Here is a 14,991-nt window from a genome sequence, read left to right as displayed (position 1 = left end):
TGCGCGTGGCACAGTGTCCCGATGCTGCGCGCCACGGATGTCGAGCCGGCGATCGCGGCCGTCCTGGCCCTGCTCCCAGGGGCGCCGGCCCGCACCGGTCCGACGCGGGTGATCGCCGTGGACGGGCGCAGCGGCGCGGGCAAGTCGTCGTTCGCCCGGCGCCTGGGCGCAGCGTTGGACGACGCCCCGGTCGTCCGGCTGGACGACGTCTACCCGGGCTGGGACGGCCTGGAGGACGGCGTCACCCGGCTCGTCGACGGCGTGCTGCGACCAGTGTCGATGGGCGACTCGGCGACCTTGCGCCGCTACGACTGGGTCACTGAGTCCGACGGCGAGGCCTACCAGATTCCCTGCGCCGCGACGATGGTGGTGGAGGGGTGCGGGGCGGGCGCAGCGGTCTGCCGGCCGTTCCTGTCGGTGCTGGTCTGGGTGCAGGCGCCCGAGGACGTGAGGTTCCGGCGTGCCATCGACCGCGACGGCGAGAGCTACCGGCCGCACTGGCGGCAGTGGGCCGACCAGGAGGACGCGCACTTCGCGCGCGAGGGCACCGCCGGACAGGCCGACGTCCTGCTCGACACCGGCACGCTCTAGGTCGAGCGGCCGCGCAACAGCGTCAACCGGTACACGACCGCGACGAGGAGCGCACCGACCAGCGCCCCGGCCAGGGCGCCGAACCCGAGGTCGACCAGGACCTGCTGCCCGGCCCGTCCGCCGGTCAGCGCCCGGTCCGTCGCTGCCCAGAGCGCGCCGGCGGCCACCACGACCAGGGCCACGGCGCTGCGCCGGTGCCGGACGGCGGGGGTGCCGGGCTCGGAGTGGGCGATCGGCGGGTGGGCACGCCACCAACGCGCCGTCCACCACGCCAGGATCACGATTCCCAGCACGCTGGACAGCAGCTGCAGCTGCGCGTAGGTGTGCGCGTTCACGCCGTCCAGCGGGATCCAACCGCCCTCCGCGCCACCAGGGTGGGTGAAGGCGTCCCACACGACGTGGGTGAGGCAGCCGATCGCCGCGGCCAGGTACCAGAGCAGTCCTTGCACGACGAGCGGTCGGCGCGGCTGCACCGAAGGCCGCCACCGCGCCGCGAGGGCAGGCACGAGGTCGGCCACCACGGGCCGCAGCACCCAGGCCCAGAGCACGCAGCCGACGGCCGTGATGGCCACGTCGGTCGTCATGGCGCCTGCCAACGTGTGCGTGCTGTCGCGCCACCGCAACGCCCCGACCATCGACGGGCTGTCCGGCGCCATCGACCCGATCACGAGCGCGGAGGTCGGCAGCCACGGCACACGTCGCAGCGGCAGGACGGCGACGACGTGGGAGACGGTGAACGGCACCACCCCATCATCACGGGTGAGCCCGTGCGTACCGGTCGGTGAGACGCTGCCGCACATGATCTTCACAGGGTCCGCACGCGCCGATAGCGTCCCTATGGACCGCACGTGCTGCTCGGCCCACCAATCCCTGGGAGCGCTCGCATGGCCACGGAGTCCTTGATCCCGCAGTCCACCCTCGACCAGGTCGAGGCCGCCAACGCCGCCGGCCGCCGTCCCGTCGTCTTCATCCACGGGCTCTGGCTGCTGCCCAGCAGCTGGGACCGCTGGGCCGCCGTGTTCGAGGAGGCCGGCTACGCCGCCGTCAGCCCCGGCTGGCCGGACGACCCGGAGACCGTCGAGGAGGCCAACGCGCACCCCGAGGTGTTCGCGAACAAGACCGTCGGGCAGGTCGCCGACCACTACGCGGCCGTGATCGCGCTGCTGGAGCAGAAGCCCGCCGTCGTGGGGCACTCGTTCGGCGGCCTGCTGGCCCAGATGGTCGCCGGGCGCGGCCTGTCCGCGGCCACCGTGTCCATCTCGCCGGCCCCGTTCCGTGGCGTGCTGCCGCTGCCCATCTCGGCGCTGCGTGCCTCCAGCCCCGTGCTGACCAACCCCGCCAACAAGCACCGTGCCGTCCCGCTCACCTACGAGCAGTTCCGGTACGCCTTCGCGAACGCGGTCAGCGAGGACGAGGCGAAGGAGCTGTACGACGCGTTCGCCGTCCCCGCCCCCGGCGCACCCCTGTTCCAGGCCGCCAGCGCGAACCTCAACCCCTGGACCCAGGCCAAGGTCAAGAGCAAGAACCCCGACCGCGGCCCCCTGCTGATCATCGGCGGCGAGCAGGACCACACCGTCCCGCACGCGATCTCGAACGCCGCCTTCAAGAAGCAGAAGCGCAACGAGGGCGTCACCGAGTTCGTCGAGATCGCGAACCGCGGCCACGCGCTGACCATCGACAGCGGTTGGCGCGAGGTGGCCGACACCGCCCTGGGGTTCGTGAAGCAGTACGCCTAGCCGTCAGAGGGCTCAGCCGGCTCCACCCAGTCCACCTCGGCGCTCGTCGCGCCGCCGCTGAGCCGTGCGTAGCCGGGCCCGCGGTCGAAGAACGGCGCCTCGGCCGGTCGCGCCTGCCGGCGCTGCTGCCGCATCGCTTGAGTGCCTGCCGCGTCGAGCTCGGGGTCGTCCGCGGATCCGGTGAGCACCACGCCGTAGTCACGGGCGGCGCCCGCGATGGACACCTTGCCCCAGCGCACGTCGCGGACGACGTCCGCCGCGGCCCGCTCCAGCGGGTCACCCCAACCGCCACCGCCCGTCGTCCGGATCCGGATCAGCTCCCCCGCCTGCACCGGCTCGGCATCGGCCAGGGCGTCCACCTCGCGCTCGTTGGGGCCCCCGACGTCCACCGTCACGGAGAAGGGCTGACCGGCCTGGCCGCCGCGCACTCCCCAGCAGGCCAGGATCGAGCGGTCCGCGATGGACATGAAGTGCCCGTCGCGCAGCATCCGGATCTGCTTGTCGTAACCGAGCCCGCCCCGGTGCAGGCCGGCCCCGCCGGAGTCGACGGCCAGCCCCAGCGACTCGACCCGGAACGGGAACCGGCTCTCGGTGAACTCGGTCGGCAGGTTGCGGCTGTCCGGGACGACGTGGATGGTGTCCTCCCCGTCGCCGTGCGGCCGCCCACCGGACCCGCCACCCAGCACCTCGCGCATCAGGTAGGGATTGCCCTCGAGGTCATCGCCGTAGACGCCGGTGTAGCGGATCGTCTCCTGGTCGGCGGGCATCTGGCCGTCCACCGCCTTGGCGACGACCCCGGCCAGGACACCGAGCAGCCGCAGGATGACGAAGGTGCGCGCGTTGGTGGGCGCCGGGAAGATCGGCGTCAGCAGCGTCCCAGGTTCCGGGAAGCGCATCTCGATCAGCGGGACGACCCCCTCGTTGACGTCGAGCTCGGCCATCCGCTGCGGGGAGTCGGCCAGGTTGCGCAGGATCGGCGCGAGCCACTTCTTCAGGAAGGTGCCCTCGGCGTAGTCGCCGCAGTGGTTGATGGGTCCGCGGGCCTGCGGTCCGGTCCCGGTGAAGTCGATGACCAGCCGCTCGCCGTCCGGGTCGTCGGCGGCCGTGCGGGTCAGCGTGATGCGCTGGGTGTGCAGCCTGGGCTCCTCCACGCCGTCGTGCTCGGCGTAGTCCTCCCACACGTACTGCCCCACCGGGATCTTGGACAGGATCTCGCGCCGGTACGTCGCCGTGGTGTTGTCCAGGATCGCGTCGAACGTCGCCTCGACCGTGTCCACGCCGTACCGGTCGAACAGCTCGCCCAGCCGCCGGGCCCCCATCAGGCAGGCGCTGCACTCGGCGTCCAGGTCCGCGGCCAGCGACTCGGGCATCCGCGAGTTCCGGGTCATGATCCGCAGCGCCGCCGCGTTCGGCACCCCCGCGTCCCACAACCGGATCGGCGGCACCATCAGACCCTCGGCGAACACGCTGGTGGCGTTGGACGGCATGGAACCCGGCACCGCACCGCCGATGTCGTCGTGGTGCCCGAAGGCCTGCACGAAGGCCACGACGGACGGCTCGCCGGCGGCGTCGGCGGCGAACACCGGCACGGTCACGCACAGGTCCGGCAGGTGCCCGATCCCGCCCTCGGACTCGTAGACGTCGTTGTGGAAGAACACGTCGCCGGGCCGCATCGTCTCCGGCGGAAAGTCCCGGGCGATCGGGTGCACGAGGGCCGAGTACGAGCGTCCGGTGAGCTTGCGCAGGTGCCGGTCGTGGATGCCGGCCCGGAAGTCGTGCGCGTCCCTGATCATGGGTGAGCGAGAGGTCCGCGCGATGGCGGTCTCGACCTCCATCTCGACGCTGGCCAGGTAGCCCTCGACGATCTCGACCAGAACGGGGTCGACGTCGGACGCCGGGACCTCGGTGAGCCGGTAGCCGAACGGGTGCTGCCGCATGCCGCTCATGACGGGCTCCCCCCGGTCCGGGTGATCCGCAGGTTCCGGTGGGCGTCGACCTCAGCGCGGAAGCCGGGGTGTAGCGGGACCGTCGAGCCGAACTCCTCGATCACGGCGGGGCCGGACACCACGTCGCCGGCGCCGAGCCGCGCCCGGTCGTAGAGCACGGCCTCGCACCAGCCGTCGCCGAAGTCGGCGCGCCGGGTGCCCGTGCGGGCCACCTGCGCACCCGTGCCGGGTGCCGCCTCGGGCAGCTCCGGGGTGCGGATGGGGCCGACGCCCGTGACCCGCAGGTTCACCCACTCGACCTCCTGCCGCACGTCGGTGCGCAGGTCGTAGCCGTAGAGCGCGCGGTGCTCGTCGTGGAACTGCTCGGCGACCCGCGCGGTCAGCGCGTCGTCGACCGGTCCGTCCGGCACGGTGACTCGGACCTCGAAGGCCTGGCCGTAGTACCGGACATCAGCGGTGCGCTCGAACCTGCGGTCGGCCGGAGCGAAGCCCTCGCGGGCAAGCGCCTCGTCGGCCTGCGCGGTGAGCTCGGTGACGATGCCGTCCATCCGCTGGTGGTCCAGCCGGGTCTGCCGGGCCACCGCCGTCCGCACGTAGTCGTTGCGGACGTCGACGGTGAGCAGCCCGTACGCCGACAGGTTGCCCGGGTCCGGCGGCACCAGGACGCCGTCCAGACCGAGCACGTCCACCAGCCGGCAGGCCAGCAGCGACCCGGACCCGCCGAACGTGACCAGGGTGAAGTCCCGGACGTCGAGCCCGCGCTTGACCGAGATCTGCCGCAGGGCGTTCGCCTGGTTCCAGGCCGAGATCTCCAGGATGCCGTTGGCGCAGGCGGCGGGCTCGAGGCCGAGTCGACCAGCCAGCCCGGCCACCGCTGCCTGGGCGGCGTCGGCGTCCAGCGGGACCTCCCCGCCGAGCAGGTGGGCCGGGATGCGGCCGAGGACCAGGTGGGCGTCGGTGATCGTGGGCTCCGTGCCGCCGCGGCCGTAGCAGACCGGGCCGGGGTCGGCGCCGGCCGACTGAGGGCCGACCTTGAGGGTGCCCTCCGGGGTCACCCAGGCGATGGACCCTCCGCCGGCACCCACGGTCACGACGTCGATCATCGGGATCTTGCTCGGATAGGCCCCGACCGTGCCCTCGGTGGTGAGCGCGGGCCGGCCGCCCACCACGACCGTGACGTCGGTCGACGTGCCACCCCCGTCGCACGTCAGCACCCGGTCCACTCCGGCCGCGCGGGCGACCACCGCGGCGCCGAGCGCGCCGGCCGCCGGACCGGACAGCACCGTGGTGATCGGCTGGTGCACGACCTCCGCGGCGGACAGCACGCCGCCGTTGGACTTCATCACGTAGAACGGCACGCTCGCGCCGTGGGCGTAGTCGGCGAGCCGGCGTCCGATGTTCTCGACGTAGCGGCGGATGTTGGGTTTCACCGCGGCGTCCACCAGGGTCGTCACGCTGCGCTCGTACTCGCGGTACTCGCGCAGCACCTCGCTGGAGATGCTCACCGTCGCGTCCGGGTGCTCGCGGGCGAGCACGTCGCGCATCGCGAGCTCGTGCCGCGGGTCAGCGTAGGAGTGCAGGAAGCAGACCCCGATGGTCGAGATCCCGAGGTCGCGGAAGAACCGGGCCGCGGCCACGGCGTCGGCCTCGTCGAAGGGGCGGACCTCGCTGCCGTCCACGGCCAGCCGGCCACCCACGGTGCGCACCCGGTCGGCCGGCACGATCCGCGGGGGCTTGACCCAGAAGTAGGAGTTGCCGTAGCCGTCCGGCACCGACTGCCGGGCGATCTCCAGCACGTGCCGGTAACCCTCGGTGGTGATGAACCCGAGGTTCTCCACCTTGCCCTCGAGCAGCTTGTTGGTCGCCACGGTGGTGCCGTGGCTGACCGCGCTCACTGCCGTGCCGTCCAGCCCCATCACGGCGAGCACCTTGTCGATGCCGGCCAGGAAGCCCTCGGCCGGGTCGACCGGCGTGGACGGCGTCTTGGTCGTCACGATCTCGCCCGAGTCCTCGTCCACCGCGACCACGTCCGTGAACGTGCCGCCGGTGTCGATGCCGATCCGCACCCGCCTGCTGGCCGCCGAGGGGGTCACGGTCGGTCCGCCGGGTCCTCCGTCGCCGCGTGCGGTGCGCCGTGCGGGAAGGACGACCTCGCGGGGGCCTGCAGGTCGTCGGCGTACCGCCGGATCACGTCCAGGTTGCGCTCGGCGAGGTGGTCGAACGACTGGGGCACCGAGCTCCCCGGCGTCAGTGACGCCATCGCCGTGGCCGGGTCGAGCCGCGCCGTGACCCAGCACTCGTGGCTGGCCGCACGCGCCACCGTGTGCGAGGTCGGGTCCACGATGTGGCTGTTGCCGAAGTAGTGCACGCCCGCCGGGTCGGTGCCGGTCGCGTTGGCCGCGACCACGTAGACGTGGTTGTCGTAGGCGCGAGCCCGGCTGGTCAGCTCGGCGATGTCGGCCGAGCGCAGCAGCGCCGACGGCCGCACGATCACCTCCGCGCCCTGCACGGCCTGGATCCGCCACAGCTCGGGGAAGTCGCCGTCGAAGCAGATGGCCATGCCGATCCGGCCCAGCTCGGTGTCCGTCACGGTCACCGAGTCGCCCGGGGTGACCCACCCCCCGCGGGCCACGTCCTCGGTGCAGAAGGGCTGCGTCTTGCGGTAGACGCCGAGCACGCCGCCGTCCGGACCGATGAGCACCGACGCGTTGTAGACGGTGCCGCGCTCGGGTCCGCGCTCGTAGGTGCCCCACACGACGTGCGAGCCCGTGGCCTGGGCCGCCTCCTGGAGCGGTTCCGTCACCGGCCCCGGGACGGCGGAGACCAGGTCCCACAACGCGTCCGGGCCGATGCCCGGGGTGAAGCCGGTCGACGCCGTCTCGGGCAGCACCACCAGCTCGGCCCCCGTCTGCTGGGCGCAACGCCGCACCCAGTCCGCGGCCCGGGCGCAGTTGCCGGCGATGCTGTCCGGGGTCAGCGACGACGGGTCGGGCGCGAGCTGCACGGCGGCCGCCGTGAACGCGCGCACCTCAACGCCCCCGGGCGATCGCCCAGCCGAGGGCGACGCCGGCCAGCGCGATCGCCGCGCCGACGAGCGCGGCGGCCAGGGGTGAGGTGCGGGACTGGGCGGGGCCTGCCGGGGCAGGCCGCGTCGTGCCGGCGAGGGGCCGGCTCGCTTCGCTCGCCGCTTCCGTGGTCACCGCCGGCCTTCGGCCGGTCAGCACGTCGTCCACGTTGCCGAAGAACTGACCGGCCATCTTCTTCGCGACGCCGGTCAGCATCCGCTGACCCACTCCCCCGACCACGCCGCCGACCACCGCGTCCGCGTCGTACTCGAGCGTGGTCGTGCCGTCGTCCCCCTCGGTGAGGGTCACCCGGCAGGTCGCGTCCACGGTGCCGGGAGCGCCGGATCCCTTGGCACGCATGGTGAACGACCCCGGGGCCCGCTGGTCGCTGAGCTGCACCTCACCGTCGTAGGTGCCCTTGATGGACGCCACCCCTGCGGTCACGCTCATCCGGTAGCGGTCCTCCCCCAGGGCGACCAGCGACTGGCAGCCCGGGATCGCCCCGCCGAGTACCGCCGGGTCGTTGAGCGCGTCGTAGACCCGCTGCCGCTCGGCGTGCAGGACGGCGGATCCGTTGACCTTCATAGGGTTTCCTCTCCAGGTGGCTGGCTGTCGTGCTCGCGACGCAGCGCGAACAGCTCGCTCGGGCTGATCGGCATCCGGGTGATCACGAACCCCTCGGCGTCCTCGATGGCGGCGGCGATCGCGGCAGCGCCGGGGATGACGCCGGCCTCCCCCGCACCCTTGATTCCCAGCGGGTTCAGCGGGGACGGCGTCTCGAGGTGGTCGACCTCGATGGTGCGGGGCACCTCCGTCGCGTAGGGCATCAGGAAGTCCATGTACGACGCGTTGAGCAGCTGACCGAACTCGTCGTACTCCATCCGCTCGTAGAGCGCCCCGCCGACGCCCTGCGCCACGCCGCCGTGGATCTGCCCCTCGACGATGAGCGGGTTGATCAGCTTGCCGCAGTCGTGCACCACGCAGTAGCGCAGGATCCGGATCTCGGCGGTCTCCTGGTCCGTCTCCACGACCACGGCGTGCATGCCGTTCGCGAACGTGGACCGCTCCGGCGAGTAGTACCCGGTGCCCTCCAGGCCCGGCGCCTCGCCGTCCGGCACCGGCACCTTGTTGGCCGCTCCGACCGCGAACTGGGTCGCGGCGCGGGCCGCGTCGTCGAACGCGTACCGCAGGGGGTTGGACAGCACCGCGATCGTGCCCAGCGGCATCCGGGTCGCCGGGGCACCCTTCACCCGCGCCACCCCGTCGACGATCTCCAGGTCGTCCTCGGAGACCTCGAGCGCCTCGGCGGCGATCCGCAGCGCCTTGGCCCGCACGATCCGCGACGCCGCGGCGATCGCGGAACCGCTCATCACCGCCGCGCGCGAGGCGAACGTGCCGACCGCGTACGGGAACCGCCGGGTGTCGCCCGTGACGATCTCGACGTCCGCCATCGGCACCCCGAGCTCGTCGGCCACGATCTGCGCGAACGCCGTGTAGTGCCCCTGCCCCTGGGTGGTCAGCCCGGTGGCGACCTTGACCTGCCCGCTGGTCTCGACGACCACGTGCGCGCCCTCGTACGGGCCGACCCCGGTGCCCTCGACGTAGCAGGCCAGGCCGAGGCCGACGCGGCGCCCGTCCTGGCGCAGCCGGTCGCGGTAGTCGGCGAAGTCGTCCCAGCCGACCAACGCCTTGAGCTTGGCCAGGGACGCCGGGAAGTCACCGGAGTCGTAGACGAGCGGCCGGCCGTCCTGGAACGTCAGGTGGTGGTCGTAGGGCATCTCGTCGGGCTGGATGAAGTTCCGCTCACGGACCACCGTGCGGTCCAGGCCCAGCTCGGCGGCGATGGCGTCCATCGTCCGCTCCATCGCGAAGACCGCCTGCGGCCGGCCGGCGCCGCGGTACGGCGTGACGATGACGGTGTTGGTGTAGAGCGACCAGAACTCGCACCGGTACACCTTCGGTTTGTACGGCCCGAGCAGCTGGGTCGACGTGATGATCGGCACGATGATCCCGTACGGGGTGTACGCGCCGTTGTCGTGCCAGAACTTCACGTCGAGGGCGAGCAGGTGGCCGTCGTCGTCGAACCCGACCCGGATCTGTTGCAGCTGGCCGCGTTCGTGCGCGCTGGAGATGAAGTGCTCGCGCCGGTCCTCGGTCCACTTCACGGCGGTGCCCAGCCCGGACGCCGCGAGCCGCTTCGCCGCCCACGGCACCAACACCTCCTCCGGCCACGGGTGCACGATCTTCACGCCGAAACCGCCGCCGACGTCGGGTGCGATGCAGTGCACCCTGTTCAGCGGCAGGGCGAGCTTGGCCGCGACGGCCGCGCGTACGGAGGTCGACGCCTGGGTGGAGGTGTGCACCCGAAGGGACTGCTCCTCCAGGTCCCACCGGGCCAGCACCCCCTTGCCCTCCATGGGCATCGAGGCGCTGCGCTCGATGTCCAGCTCGAGCTCCAGCACGTGCGGGGCCGAAGCCATCGTGGCCTCGAGCAGCGCGTCGTCCCCGACGGTCTGCTGCAGCAGGTGCGCTGCCACGTTGTCCGGGACGTCGTCGTGCACCAACCGCTCGGCCCGCCGGGACACCTCGATCCCGACCACCGGGTCCAGGTACTCGTACCGGACGACAATCGCCTGGCAGGCGTCCTCGGCGACGTAGCGGTCGCTGGCCACGACCATCACGATCGCCTCGCCGACGTGGTTCACCTCGTCCTTCGCCAACGCGTAGGGCGTCCGGCCGGCGTGCAGCGCCGGGTGCGGGATGAGCAGCGGTAGCGGTTCGCTGACCCGGGTGCCCTCGGCCTCGTCGGCCGCGGCCAGGTCCTCCCAGGTGTAGATCGCGACGACGCCCTCGACGTCCAGCGCACCGGTCACGTCGACGTCCAGCACCCTCGCGTGCGCGTGCGGGCTCCGGACGAACGCCGCGGCCAGCGCACCGCGACCGAGGTCGTCCAGGTAGCGGCCACCGCCCGTCAGCAGCCGTGGGTCCTCGACCCGGGCGACCCGCTCCCCGAACAGCTTGGTCGTCATGGTGCCGCCGGGGCGTCCGAGGACGATGCGCGCTTGAGCTCTGCGGCCCGCAGCACCGACGCCTTGATGTTCTGGTACCCGGTGCAGCGGCACAGGTTCCCGGAGATCGCCTCCAGCGCGTCGTCCTCGGTCGGGTCGGGGTTCTCCTCCAGGAACGCGGCGATCGTGGTGAGGAAGCCGGGCGTGCAGAAGCCGCACTGCAGGCCGTGGCAGTCCTGGAACGCCTGCTGCACCGGGTGCAGCGTGCCGTCCTCGGCGGCCAGCCCCTCCACCGTCGTGACGTCCCGGCCGTCCACCGTCACCGCCAGCAGCAGGCAGGACCGGACGGGACGCCCGTCGAGCAGCACCGTGCAGGCGCCACAGACTCCGTGCTCGCAGCCCACGTGGGTCCCGGTGAGCCCGAGGTCCTGGCGCAGCGCGTCGCTGAGCAACCGGCGGGCCGGCACCGTCACGTCGTGGGGGATCCCGTTGACCCGCAAGCGGATCGGGACCTGCTGCTCACTCACGGCCGGATCACCCTGCTTCCTCGAACGCGCGCCGGGTCAGCACACCGGCCAGGTGACGCCGGTAGTCGGCGCTGGCGTGGATGTCCGCCTCGGGCTCCAGCTGCTCGGTGGCCAGCGCCGCGGCCCCGGCCCAGTCCGCGCGCTCGACGTGTTGCCCCGCAACGGCTCCGGTCAGGTCGAGCACCGGCGGGGTCAGTCCCATCGAGACGTAGACCGCGCGCGCTGCCCGCACGGTGCCGTCCTCGTCGACCCGGACCTGCGCCGCGACACCGCACACGGCGTAGTCGCCGTGCCGGCGCGAGACCTCGACGATCGCGGTGCTCTCCCTCGGCGCCGTCACCGGCCACTCGACGGCCACCGCGAGCTCGTCCGTGGCCAGCGTCGTCTCCAACGGCCCGGCGAACAGGTCCGCTGCCGCGATCCGCCGCTCGCCGCGCCGTGAGCGCACCACCAGCGTTCCGCCCAGGAGCAGGGTCACCGCCGGCATCTCGGCCGCCGGGTCGGCGTGGCAGATGCTGCCCACGGTCGTGCCGCGGTTGCGGATGGTGGGGTGCGCCACGTGCTGCAGCGCCCGCCGCAGCAGCGGCTGGGCGTCGAAGGCAGCGGGGTGGCGCAGCAGGTCGGTGTGCCGCACCAGCGCACCACAGCGGACGACGTCCGCCGTGACCTCGACGACGTCCAGCCCGGGCAGGTGGTTGACGTCCACCAGGTGCGCGGGCGCGGCCAGCCGCATGGACAGCAGCGGCAGCAGGCTCTGCCCACCAGCCAGCACCTTGCCGTCCGAGCCGACCTGGTCGAGGACGTCCAGCGCCTCGTCCAGGCCGGCCGGCCGGTGGTAGGTGAACGGCGCGGGCTTCATGGGCCGATCTTGCCCTGTGAACCAGCGGGCTGCGTCGTCAGGAGTTGCCGATCACCCGCGGTGACGTCCGTCGTCATCGCCCTCCACGTACATGCCCGGGTCGTTCAGCACCAGCGACGGGCCCTCGTCGATCGACTGGCCGTGGTCGGCGGCCTCCCGGAGATGAGCGGGGGCCAGCGCGTGGGCCATGTGGTAGGCGAGGATCGTGACGATCGTGCCGAACGCGATGCCCGACAGGGTGAACGAGTCGGTGATCTTCAGGCTCACGTCACCGATGGCGATGATGATGCCCGCGGCGATCGGGACCAGGTTGATCGGGTTCCCGAAGTCGACGTTGTTCTCCTTCCAGATCTTGGCGCCGAGCAGGCCGATCATCCCGTAGAGCACGACGGTGATCCCGCCGAGCACACCGCCGGGCGTCGCCGAGACCAGGGCGCCGAACTTCGGGGAGAAGCCGAACAGGATCGCGACCGCCGCCGCTACGAAGTACGCAGCCGTCGAGTAGACCCGGGTCGCCGCCATGACGCCGATGTTCTCTGCGTAGGTGGTCGTCGGGCTGCCGCCGACCGCGCTGGCGAGGACGGTGCCGAAGCCGTCGGCGGCGATGGCGCGGCCCATCACCGGGTCCAGGTCCGTCCGGGTCATCTCGGCCACCGCCTTGACGTGCCCCGTGTTCTCGGCGATCAGGGCGATGACCGCCGGAAGGACCAGGAGCACGAACGCCCACTTGAACTCGGGCAGGTGGTAGCCCACGATGCCGGCCGCCGTGTCCGACTTGGGCGGGAAGCCGAACCAGTGCGTGTTCGACGACACGACGGTGTCCAGGTTCACCCGCCAGTGCGTGGTCACCTTGCCGGCGCTCGCGTCGTAGGACGTGATCTGCCCGAAGCCCTTGTCGAACAGCCAGGACAGCACGAAGCCGAGCACCAGGCCGAGGAAGATCGAGATGCGCCCGGCGAACCCGCGCAGACCGACGCTCATCGCGATCACCGCCGTCATCACGATCAGCCCGATCCACTGGTCCTGCGGCCAGTAGATCTGGGCCACGACGGGCGCCAGGTTGAAGCCGATGAGCATGACGACGGCGCCGGTCACCGCCGGCGGCAGGACCTTGTAGATGACCCGGGAACCCGCGAAGTGGATGATCACGCCGACCAGGGCCAGGACCGCGCCCGCCACCAGGATCGAGCCGGTGACCTGCGCCGAGTTCCCGCCCTGGGCGCGGATCGCGGCGACGCCGCCGACGAACGACGCCGACGTGCCCAGGTAGCTGGGCACCTTGCCGTTCACGATGAGCAGGAAGCAGATCGTCGCGACGCCGCTCATCAGGATCGCGAGCTGGGGGTTGAGTCCCATGATCAGCGGGAAGACGAACGTCGCGCCGAACATGGCGACGACGTGCTGGGCGCCCAGGCCTACGGTCCGGCCCCACGACAACCGTTCGTTCGGAGCGACGACCTCACCGGGGGCGAGCGTCTTGCCGTCGCCGTGCAGAGTCCATCCGATCGCCATGCGCGTGTCCTCTCGGCCCTTGACCGGACGACGCGAGCCGTGTGACCCGCGTCACGTGGGGTCAGCATGGCGCGAGGTGAGGTCCAGGCGTGGGAGGCGGCGCCGAACGATCGGTCAGCCGAGTCCGCGCATCGGCATGATGCGCAGCGCCAGGGCCAGGTCCAGCCGCAGGTCGGCGTCCTCGGTGAACGGTCCGAGGATGCGCTCGAGCTTGCCGATCCGGTAGCGCAGCGTGTTGTAGTGGAAGTGCAGCCGGCGGGCGGTCTCGGCGACGTTCAGGTTGGTGTCCAGCAGCGCCTCCAGGGTGCGCCGCAGGTCCCGCGCCTCGGCGGTCGGCTTCGCCAGCTCCTTCAGCGTCTCGTCGAGGAAGGTGCGCAGCTCGTGGCTGTCGGGCACCAGGCTGAGCAGCCGGTGCACCCCGAGCCGGTCGAAGTGCGCGACTCCACCGGGTCCGTGCACCTGCCGGGAGACCCGGACGCAGGTGCGCGACTGCTCGTACGCCACGGCCAGACCGGCGATCCCGGTCACCACCCGGCTCACGCCCACGGTGAACCCGCGCCGCCCTCCGCTGGCCGCACCCGGCTCGCGGACGGCCGCCGTCAGGTCGCGGACGAGCCGCTCGACGTCGCCGTCCCCGGGCGCTCCGACGAGGGCGACCACCTCGGAGGCGAACCCGCACACGGCCGCCCGCGGGTCCCGGGTCCGCAGGTGCGCGCGCCAGGCGCTGGCCATCCGGTCGGTGACCGGCTCGCGTGCCGCGCCCGGTCGCGGGTCGCTGTCCGGCTGGGCCGTCACCACGACGAGCGGGCGGTCCAGCTGCCAGCCGAGCGACGCGCCGTGCCGGACCGCGGCTTCGCTGTCGTCGAACCGGCCGAGCAGGACGTCGCGCAGGAAGTCCGCCTGGTAGCGCTCCTCGACGGCGCTGACGGCCTGCTGCTTGACGGCGACGAGGGCGCAGACGACGGCGGCGCGCTCCAGGGCGTGCACGTCCGGGGGGTCGATGGGCCCACTGCGGGACAGCGCCACGACGGTGCCGTGCGACATCCCGCCCGCCACGATCGGGACCTCGACCTGGTCGTCGGACTGGTCGGCGGACGTCGGCGGGCCGGCCTCGGCCAGGACCTGACCGGTCGGGCTGGTCACCAGGACCGACAGCCCGAGTCCGTCGGCGATGGCGTTGGCCACCTCGGGCAGTCCTCCGCCGCCCAGGACGACCTGGACGAGGGCGCGGTGGATCTCCTCGCTGCGGGCGAGCAGGGCGGCCTGGCGGCCGAGGACCGCGCTGAGCACCTGGTTGAGCACGTCGTCCAGCGAGACCGCCGCGGGCAGCGCCAGCACCGGCAGGCCGATGCGGTCGGCCCGCTCCAGGACGTCGGCCGGCAGGGACTCCACGTAGGCGCCGAGCTTCACCGCGACGGCCACCACGCCGGCCTCGGCGAGCTCTGCGAACCGGTCGGCCAGCTCGTCGCGCCGCTCGAGCAGCGGGTACCCGGTGGTGACCAGGAGCTCGTCCTCGCGGGTGAACGGCAGGACGTCCGGGGTCTCCCAGACGCCGAGCCGCAGGACGTGCCGGCCGAGCCCGGTGGCACCGGCGAGCACCTGGGTCCCGGCGAGCGCCGGGAGGTCGAGGGCCTCGCGGACCGAGATGCCGTACGTGGAAGGTCGCTCGTCGTCCCTCGGCAACCCGGACCCGAGGATGAGGCGATCTTCGGCAACTCTCGTCATGGGGGGCAGCCTAGGTGCTCGG

The 14,991-nt window shown here is 72.5% G+C and carries 12 protein-coding genes; 2 read left to right on the top strand and 10 right to left on the bottom strand.

The window, feature by feature from the left end; translation table 11 throughout:
• Positions 1 to 21 precede the first annotated feature (21 nt).
• A complete protein-coding gene (locus ABEB17_RS11165; protein WP_345716771.1) occupies positions 22 to 591 on the top strand; it encodes a uridine kinase family protein in 570 nt (189 codons plus the stop codon).
• On the opposite strand, the gene ABEB17_RS11160 is transcribed toward ABEB17_RS11165, so the two are convergent.
• Complete coding sequence (locus ABEB17_RS11160; RefSeq protein WP_345716770.1) at positions 588 to 1,334, bottom strand: DUF4184 family protein; 747 nt, start codon at positions 1,332 to 1,334, stop codon at positions 588 to 590. The genes ABEB17_RS11165 and ABEB17_RS11160 overlap by 4 nt on opposite strands.
• A gap of 141 nt (positions 1,335 to 1,475) precedes the next feature.
• Here ABEB17_RS11160 and ABEB17_RS11155 point away from each other — a divergent pair, with 141 nt between their 5' ends.
• The gene (locus ABEB17_RS11155; RefSeq protein WP_345716769.1) at positions 1,476 to 2,327 is read left to right on the top strand and encodes an alpha/beta hydrolase; all 852 of its coding nucleotides are present in this window, start codon (positions 1,476 to 1,478) and stop codon (positions 2,325 to 2,327) included.
• On the opposite strand, the gene ABEB17_RS11150 is transcribed toward ABEB17_RS11155, so the two are convergent.
• The 9 genes from ABEB17_RS11150 to ABEB17_RS11110 all read right to left on the bottom strand — a co-directional run bounded on the left by ABEB17_RS11150 (position 2,324) and on the right by ABEB17_RS11110 (position 14,969).
• Positions 2,324 to 4,273 carry a hydantoinase B/oxoprolinase family protein gene (locus tag ABEB17_RS11150; protein WP_378226941.1) on the bottom strand — a complete coding sequence of 650 codons (1,950 nt, stop codon included), beginning with the start codon at positions 4,271 to 4,273 and terminating at the stop codon, positions 2,324 to 2,326. The two genes, ABEB17_RS11155 and ABEB17_RS11150, sit on opposite strands and share 4 nt — an antisense overlap.
• Complete coding sequence (locus ABEB17_RS11145) at positions 4,270 to 6,366, bottom strand: hydantoinase/oxoprolinase family protein (RefSeq protein WP_345716768.1); 2,097 nt, start codon at positions 6,364 to 6,366, stop codon at positions 4,270 to 4,272. Before ABEB17_RS11145 ends, ABEB17_RS11150 begins: the two co-directional genes overlap by 4 nt.
• Entirely contained in the window at positions 6,363 to 7,301 is a 939-nt protein-coding gene (locus ABEB17_RS11140) for a carbon-nitrogen hydrolase family protein (protein ID WP_345716767.1), read from the bottom strand. The genes ABEB17_RS11145 and ABEB17_RS11140 overlap by 4 nt, the downstream gene beginning before the upstream one ends.
• Before the next feature lies 1 nt (position 7,302).
• Positions 7,303 to 7,923, bottom strand: a complete 621-nt coding sequence (locus tag ABEB17_RS11135) for an SRPBCC family protein (RefSeq protein ID WP_345716766.1) — start codon at positions 7,921 to 7,923, stop codon at positions 7,303 to 7,305.
• Positions 7,920 to 10,367, bottom strand: a complete 2,448-nt coding sequence (gene cutA, locus ABEB17_RS11130) for an aerobic carbon-monoxide dehydrogenase large subunit (protein WP_345716765.1) — start codon at positions 10,365 to 10,367, stop codon at positions 7,920 to 7,922. The genes ABEB17_RS11135 and cutA overlap by 4 nt, the downstream gene beginning before the upstream one ends.
• Positions 10,364 to 10,873: a (2Fe-2S)-binding protein gene (locus ABEB17_RS11125; RefSeq protein ID WP_345716764.1), complete on the bottom strand. Its 510-nt coding sequence runs from the start codon at positions 10,871 to 10,873 to the stop codon at positions 10,364 to 10,366. The genes cutA and ABEB17_RS11125 overlap by 4 nt, the downstream gene beginning before the upstream one ends.
• Positions 10,874 to 10,880: 7 nt before the next feature.
• Complete coding sequence (locus tag ABEB17_RS11120; RefSeq protein ID WP_345716763.1) at positions 10,881 to 11,732, bottom strand: FAD binding domain-containing protein; 852 nt, start codon at positions 11,730 to 11,732, stop codon at positions 10,881 to 10,883.
• A 51-nt stretch (positions 11,733 to 11,783) separates the two neighbouring features.
• A complete protein-coding gene (locus tag ABEB17_RS11115; protein WP_345716762.1) occupies positions 11,784 to 13,244 on the bottom strand; it encodes a uracil-xanthine permease family protein in 1,461 nt (486 codons plus the stop codon).
• Positions 13,245 to 13,358: 114 nt separating this feature from the next.
• Positions 13,359 to 14,969: a PucR family transcriptional regulator gene (locus ABEB17_RS11110; RefSeq protein ID WP_345716761.1), complete on the bottom strand. Its 1,611-nt coding sequence runs from the start codon at positions 14,967 to 14,969 to the stop codon at positions 13,359 to 13,361.
• Positions 14,970 to 14,991 lie beyond the last annotated feature (22 nt).

This window comes from Angustibacter luteus (genome assembly GCF_039541115.1).
Lineage (GTDB): Bacteria > Actinomycetota > Actinomycetes > Actinomycetales > Angustibacteraceae > Angustibacter > Angustibacter luteus.
This window is presented reverse-complemented; position numbering and strand designations above follow the sequence as displayed.

What these genes read in the sequence shown, in the direction of transcription:
- ABEB17_RS11165 (WP_345716771.1), top strand. Translation starts at nt 22, where the DNA reads ATGCTGCGCGCCACGGATGTCGAGCCGGCGATCGCGGCCGTCCTGGCC.
- ABEB17_RS11155 (WP_345716769.1), top strand. Translation starts at nt 1,476, where the DNA reads ATGGCCACGGAGTCCTTGATCCCGCAGTCCACCCTCGACCAGGTCGAG.
- ABEB17_RS11150 (WP_378226941.1), bottom strand. Translation starts at nt 4,273, where the DNA reads ATGAGCGGCATGCGGCAGCACCCGTTCGGCTACCGGCTCACCGAGGTC.
- ABEB17_RS11135 (WP_345716766.1), bottom strand. Translation starts at nt 7,923, where the DNA reads ATGAAGGTCAACGGATCCGCCGTCCTGCACGCCGAGCGGCAGCGGGTC.
- cutA (WP_345716765.1), bottom strand. Translation starts at nt 10,367, where the DNA reads ATGACGACCAAGCTGTTCGGGGAGCGGGTCGCCCGGGTCGAGGACCCA.
- ABEB17_RS11120 (WP_345716763.1), bottom strand. Translation starts at nt 11,732, where the DNA reads ATGAAGCCCGCGCCGTTCACCTACCACCGGCCGGCCGGCCTGGACGAG.
- ABEB17_RS11115 (WP_345716762.1), bottom strand. Translation starts at nt 13,244, where the DNA reads ATGGCGATCGGATGGACTCTGCACGGCGACGGCAAGACGCTCGCCCCC.
- ABEB17_RS11110 (WP_345716761.1), bottom strand. Translation starts at nt 14,969, where the DNA reads ATGACGAGAGTTGCCGAAGATCGCCTCATCCTCGGGTCCGGGTTGCCG.